1 protein-coding gene is annotated in these 1,314 nt (G+C 64.7%); it reads left to right on the top strand.

Going from position 1 to position 1,314, the window contains the following annotated elements; translation table 11 throughout:
- Positions 1-147: 147 nt before the first annotated feature.
- Positions 148-1,314, top strand: a 1,167-nt coding sequence (locus D3273_RS27740) for an IS256 family transposase (protein ID WP_129230273.1), incomplete at its 3' end; no start/stop codon positions are given.

Raw genomic sequence — 1,314 nt, 5'->3', positions numbered from 1 at the left:
GGTAGCGTCCACGGAGCTGGTGGAGATTTGGAGTCGGGGGCGGCGGGCGGAGCTCCGCATATGGCGGAGCCCGCCGTCCCCCCGGGTGATCACCGTGCCCCCTTGGTAGGGTCGGGTTGCAACACGCGACACGAACCGGAGAGCACGATGACCGACGACACGATGCCACTTCTGGACGCGCTGCTGAAGCGCGGCGGAGGCGATTTCATGAAGGAACTGGCCGAGGAGGTGCTGGGGCGGCTGATGGCCTACGACGTGGAAGGGCAGATCGGCGCGGGGCGTTACGAGCGCAACGAGGAGCGCACCACACAGCGCAACGGGTATCGGCACCGCGCCTTCGACACGCGGCTCGGCACGCTCGACCTGAAGATCCCGAAGCTGCGCAAGGGCTCGTACTTCCCCGGTTTTCTGGAACCGCGCCGCACCACCGAGCAGGCCTTGGTGGCGGTGATTCAAGAGGCGTGGATCCAGGGCGTCTCGACCCGCAAGGTGGATGACCTCGTGCAGGCCATGGGCATGAACGGGATCTCGAAAAGCCAGGTGTCGGAGCTGTGCAAGGGTATCGATGTCCGGGTGAACTCCTTCCTGGAGCGGCCGATCGAGGGCGAGTGGAGCTATCTTTGGCTCGACGCGACCTACCTGAAGGTGCGCGAGAACGGGCGCATCGTGTCGGTGGCGGCCATAATCGCCACGGGCGTGAACACCGACGGCCGGCGCGAGATCTTGGGCCTCGGGCTGGGGCCGTCCGAGGCGGCGATCTTCTGGCTGGGGTTCCTGCGCGGTTTGGAGAAGCGCGGGCTGAAGGGGGTCAAGCTCGTCATCTCGGACGCGCACGAAGGCTTGAAGGCCGCCATCGCTCAGGTGTTCAGGGCGACATGGCAGAGATGCCGCGTCCACTTCATGCGCAATGCCTTGGCCTACGTGCCGAAGGCTCAGCATCAGATGGTAGCCGCCGCCATCAGGACGGTATTCATGCAGGCCGATCATGCCGCAGCATCGAAAACCTGGCGACAAGTCGCCGATCAACTACGCGGGCGTATCCCGAAACTGGCCGCCATGATGGACGAGGCCGAAGCCGACGTCATCGCGTATCTGGCCTTCCCCAAATCGCACTGGCCAAAGCTCCATTCGACCAACCCGATCGAGCGACTGAATAAGGAGGTGAAGCGCCGCGCCGACGTGGTCGGCATCTTTCCCAACGAGGCCTCCATCACGCGCCTCGTCGGAGCCATCCTGCTCGAACAGAACGACGAGTGGCAGCTCCAACACCGATACATGACGCTCGAAACCATGGCCGGCCGCACCGACGAGCAG

Origin of the sequence: Lichenibacterium minor (assembly GCF_004137685.1) — a bacterium.
Lineage (GTDB): Bacteria > Pseudomonadota > Alphaproteobacteria > Rhizobiales > Beijerinckiaceae > Lichenihabitans > Lichenihabitans minor.
This window is presented reverse-complemented; position numbering and strand designations above follow the sequence as displayed.